Annotated in this window: 4 protein-coding genes; all 4 read left to right on the top strand. The window is 70.0% G+C overall.

The window, feature by feature from the left end; genetic code table 11:
- The first annotated feature begins 159 nt into the window (after positions 1–159).
- The gene (locus AC27IO_RS20025; protein WP_498740395.1) at positions 160–2,142 is read left to right on the top strand and encodes a UvrD-helicase domain-containing protein; all 1,983 of its coding nucleotides are present in this window, start codon (positions 160–162) and stop codon (positions 2,140–2,142) included.
- A gap of 49 nt (positions 2,143–2,191) precedes the next feature.
- Complete coding sequence (locus tag AC27IO_RS20020) at positions 2,192–2,953, top strand: 3-oxoacyl-ACP reductase (protein ID WP_498740394.1); 762 nt, start codon at positions 2,192–2,194, stop codon at positions 2,951–2,953.
- A 132-nt stretch (positions 2,954–3,085) separates the two neighbouring features.
- Positions 3,086–3,823: a glutathione S-transferase N-terminal domain-containing protein gene (locus tag AC27IO_RS20015; RefSeq protein WP_498740393.1), complete on the top strand. Its 738-nt coding sequence runs from the start codon at positions 3,086–3,088 to the stop codon at positions 3,821–3,823.
- A gap of 349 nt (positions 3,824–4,172) precedes the next feature.
- Positions 4,173–5,342: methyl-accepting chemotaxis protein (locus tag AC27IO_RS20010; RefSeq protein ID WP_498740392.1), on the top strand; the 1,170-nt coding region annotated here is incomplete at its 3' end.

Below are 5,342 nucleotides of genomic sequence, written 5' to 3'. Positions count from 1 at the left end.
CGCGCCGTCCGAGGCGCCCGCGCGCGGCACGCACGGCATCGGCGGGCAGGGCTCGAACGGTGTCACCGTCTTCGGCGAAATCGACGTGAGCGCCGAGCGCCGGCGCTGAGGCCTTCGCGCCCTGCGCCCGCGCCGGGGCCCTGCCTGAAAAGAATCCCTTTGGCGACCATCTCCCCCACCGTTCCCCTTTTCCAGGCCAGGCAGATCGACCCCACGGCCGAGCAACTGGCGATCCAGCAGTCCGCCGAGCGCACGCTGGTCATCGAGGCCAACGCCGGCGCGGCCAAGACCACCACGCTTGCCCTGCGCATGGGGCAGGCCTGGGCGCGCGGCGTGGCGCCCGAGCGCTGCCTGGCCCTCACGCACACTGCCACCGCCTGCCAGGCGCTGCAGGCCGCGCTGCGCAAGGTCGGCGTGCCCGCGCCCGTGGCGCAGCGCTTTCGCATCGCCACGTTCGATGCCTTCTGCGCCGAAATGCTGGCCGACCAGTACGAGGCCCCCGTGCCGCACCACCGCCACCTGGAGGAGCTGCGCCCCTTCGTCTGGCAAGCCGTGCAGCGCGTGGAAGACAACGAGCACGAGCGCTGGCGCGAGGAGCTGCTGCTGCCCACGCTGGGCGATACCGGCTTCGTGGAGGAGTTCCTGGCGACCAGCGTGTGGCTCAAGGGCACGATGAAGGACGAGCTGGAGCGCGAGGGCGGCCCGGCCTCGCCCGAGCACGCGGCTGCCATCGGCGTGGGCTACATGCAGCTCAAGGTGTTCCTGGCCTACGAGCGCATTCGCCGGCGCGAGCTGGCCGACGAGCCGCTGTTTCGCGGCCCCTTCGATGCCACCTACGACCTGGCCCGGCGCCTGCACGGCGGCGACACCGCGGCCAGCCTGCCGCGCTGGCCGCGCGGCGTGCAGGCCGTGCTGGTCGACGAGATGCACGACATGAACGAGGCCGCGTTCCGCGTGCTGCGCGAGCTGCTGGACACCACGCAGTGCACCTTCTGCGGCGTGGGCGACCGCGACCAGGTCATCTACGGCGCCCACGGGGCCGATGCCGCCTTCATGGGCGATGCCATCACCGCGCACACCGGCCGCCCCGTGGCGCGCCTGCGGCTCACGCCCAGCCACCGCTTCGGCAAGAAGCTCGCGGCCAAGGCTGGGCGGCTGGCGGCCAAGCCCTACGACTCGCTTGCCGGCCACGACACCGCGGTGGAACTGCGGCCCTACGACGATGCCGCGCACTGCGTGGACCTCGTCGCGCAGGCGGCCCAGCAGTGGCGCGCCCGGCCCCGCGCCCGCATGGCGGGCTTTGCCGTGCTGCTGCGCCACTCCAACCAGTCGGTGGGCATCGAGAACCGGCTGCTGGCCGACAACGTGCCTTACACCGTGAGCGGCTTCGACAGCTACCTGCTGCGGCCCGAGGTGCTGCTGGTGCGCGGCCTGCTGGCCGTGGCCACCGACAACTTCGACAGCGTGTCCGAGCCGCGCACGCGCGACAAGCTCATGCGGGCGCTGGTGTTCTTCTGCGGCGCGCGCATCGTCGTGGCCGGGCGCGAGCACGAGTCGCAGCAGGCCCTGCTGGAGGACGCCATCCGCAGCGTGACCGACAACCCGCTGTTCCTGCAGAACTTCTTCACCCACCAGATCGTGGCCAACGTCGAGCCCGCCATGCAGCGGCGCCTGCGCAAGGCCCTGGAGGTGGCGCGCGAGGCGGGCGGCCAGGACACCCTGCCGCGCCTGCTGCAGGCCCTGCAGATCGACGCCGTGATCCGCGAGGTGTTCGTCTCGCGCCAGCGGCGCGAGGACGCGCTCGCCAATCTGGCCGGCCTGTGCGAGGCGGCGAAAGGCTTTGCCAGCGCGCGCGATTATTTCCTGCACCTGAACCGCGCCGAGCAGCGCCAGCGCGAGCTGCGCAGCACCGCCAGCCTGGTCCTGGCCAACATCGAGGACGTGAAGGGCCTGGAGTTCGACCACGTGGTGATCCCGTTCCTGGAGCAGGGCGTGTTCCCCGTGCCGCAGGCGCCCTACGCGCAGGAAAAGAACACCCTCTACGTCGGCATGACCCGGGCGCGCCAGCAGCTCACGCTGCTGTGCCACCGCGCGCAGCCCGGCGCCTTTCTGCAACCGCTGGGGTATGCCGCGTCGGCCTGACCACGCCCCGGCCCCGGTCCTTTTTTCACACCCCACGAGCGACACCACCATGCAACTGTCCGAACAATGGGTCCTGGTCACCGGCGGTGCCCGGGGCCTGGGCGAATCGATCACCCGGGCGCTGGCGCGCGAAGGCGCCGGCGTGGTCATCAACTACCTGACCAGCGACACGGCCGCCCGCGCCCTGGCCGAAGAACTGGGCCCGCGCGCCATCGCCCTGCAGGCCGACGTGACCGATGCCGCCGCCGTGCAGCGCCTGTTCGCCCAGGCGCAGGAGCGCACCGGCCAGCCCGTCAGCGCGGTGGTCAACAACGCGCTCGCGCAGTTCCGCTTCGATGGCGACGCGCGCCCGCAGATCGGCGACATCGCCTGGGAGCGCTTTCAGCAGCAGATCGACGGCGCCGTGAAGGGCGCGCTGAACACCCTGCAGGCCGCGCTGCCCGCCATGCGCGCGCAGGGTTTCGGGCGCATCGTGAACGTGGGCACCAACCTGTTCCAGAACCCCGTGGTGCCCTACCACGACTACACCGCCGCCAAGGCCGCGCTGCTGTCGCTCACCCGCACGGCGGCCAACGACCTGGGGCCGCACGGCATCACCGTGAACATGGTGTCGGGCGGCCTGCTGCGCACCACCGACGCCAGCCGCGCCACGCCCGAGGCGGTGTTCGACCTCATCGCCGGCATGACCCCGCTGCGCCGCGTGACCACGCCGGCCGAGTTCGCCGACGCGGTGCTGTTCTTCCTCTCGCCCTGGTCGCGCGCCGTGACCGGGCAGAACCTCATCGTGGACAGCGGGTTGGTGAAGGGCTGAGCGGCCTTGGGGTTACTGCGCGCGGCGCCTGCGCCGCCGCGGGCCCCGGGGGTGTAATGAACGCCCCGGTTCGACGCCTGATCGATCCCCGTCCGGCCACCCCGGCCGCTCACCCGAGGCCCGCAAAAAACCATGACGACGACGCCCTCCACATCCGCCCCCGCCACCGCCCGCCCCCTCACCCACCCCATCGCCGCCAAGTGGCCGGCGCGCCACCCCGAGCGGCTGCAGCTGTATTCGCTGCCCACGCCCAACGGTGTCAAGGTCTCCATCCTGCTGGAGGAGCTGGGCCTGCCGTACGAGCCGCACCTGGTGCGCTTCGACACCAACGACCAGTTCTCGCCCGAGTTCCTCTCGCTCAACCCCAACAACAAGATCCCCGCCATCCTCGACCCCGATGGCCCGGGCGGGCGGCCGCTGGCGCTGTTCGAATCGGGCGCCATCCTGGTCTACCTGGCCGAGAAGACCGGCCGCTTCCTGCCGCAGGACCCGGCCGCGCGCTACGAGGCCCTGCAGTGGGTCATGTGGCAGATGGGCGGCGTCGGCCCCATGTTCGGCCAGCTCGGGTTCTTCCATAAATTCGCCGGGAAGGACTACGAGGACAAGCGCCCGCGCGACCGCTACGTGGCCGAGTCCAGGCGCCTGCTGGGCGTGCTGGAGCAGCGCCTGGCCGGGCGCGGCTGGATCCTGGGCGACGACTACACCATCGCCGACATCGCCGTCTTTCCGTGGGTGCGCAACCTGGTGGGCTTCTACGAGGCGCGCGAGCTGGTGGACTTCGATGCCTTCCCTCAGGTGCAGCGCGTGCTGGCCGCCTTCCTGGCGCGGCCGGCCGTGGTGCGCGGGCTGGAGATCCCGCAGCGCGGGTGAGGGTGCAGGCGGTGTCCTGTCGCTATTAAAATAATAGCTGTATGCCATAGTCGAATATGCGCTGGAGGCCTATTCCATCAATATCCCACCCTCGGGCCAGCGCGGCATGCGCTGGCCCTTTTTGCTTGGGGGCGGCCCGCCGGGCATGGCAGGCCTGGGGCTTTGGACACCAGCCGGCCCATAGGTATTTTTTGCAAACAAACGTAACTTTTCGATGAAATAATGACTTTTCGTTCGCTGTGCCATTGGTGGTAACCCGGGAATCCCGGGGGGCTTCGCCGATGCGCCGTCCCTCCCATTCCCACCCCTTGCCCGTCCTCACCGGACCGCTGGCCCCACCGTGACCTCCATGCGACTTAAAACCAAATTGACCCTGGCCCTGATCCTGATGTGGCTGGGCCTGTTCCTGCTGGGTGCGTGGGCCGCGTTCCATGCGCGCACCGTGGTGACCGAAGAGCGCCAGGCGGCCGTGCACAACGTGGTGGACCTGGGCTACAGCCTGATCGAGAACTACGCCGCCGAGGTGGCCGCGGGCCGCACGGACGTGGCCACCGCCAAGGAGCAGGCGCTGGCGCGCCTGGCCACGCTGCGATTCGACAACGGCAAGAACTTCCTGTTCGTGATCGATTCGGCGCCGCTGATGCTCATGCACCCCACGGGCAAGGGCCTGATCGGCACCAATGTGGGCGACCGCAAGGACCCGGAAGGCAAGGCCTACTACCGCGAGCTGGCCGACATGGGCAAGAAGAACGGCCAGGGCTTCGTCTCGTACCAGGCGGGGGTGACGCTGCCCAACGGCAACGTGGAGCGGCTGGAGAAGGTCACTTTCGTGCGCTACTACGCGCCGTGGGACTGGCATGTGATGGCCGGCGTGATGGTGGGCGACATCCAGACCGCCTTCTACAAGACCATTGGACGGCTGCTCGTCATCGTGTTGCTGGTGGGCGGCGCCATCCACGGCACCATGCTGCTGATCATCCGCAGCGTGACCGGCAGCCTGGGCGGCGAGCCCACCCAGGCCGCCGAGGTGGCAGCGCGCATCGCGGACGGCGACCTCACCGTGGCCGTGGCCGCCTCGGGCAAGAACCCGCACAGCCTGATGCAGGCCATGCACACCATGCAGGCCCGCCTGGCGCAACTGATCGGCAACATCCGCAGCGGGACCGAGGAAATCCGCCACGCCGCGAGCGAGATCGCCTCGGGCAACATGAACCTGTCGTCGCGCACCGAGTCGCAGGCCTCGTCGCTGCAGGAAACCGCGGCCAGCATGGAGCAGCTCACGGGCACCGTGACGCAGAACGCCGAGAACGCCCTACGCGCAGGCCAACTGGCGAACAACGCATCAAGCATCGCCGAGCGCGGCGGCGCCGTCATGGGCGACGTGGTGGACACCATGCGCGGCATCTCGGAAAGCTCCAGCCGCATCTCCGAGATCATCGCCGTCATCGACTCGATCGCGTTCCAGACCAACATCCTCGCGCTCAACGCGGCCGTCGAGGCGGCCCGCGCGGGCGAGCAG

This window comes from Acidovorax sp. KNOB132, assembly GCF_057541515.1.
Note: the sequence above shows the minus strand (reverse complement) of the source record. Positions and strands in the feature narration are given on the sequence as shown.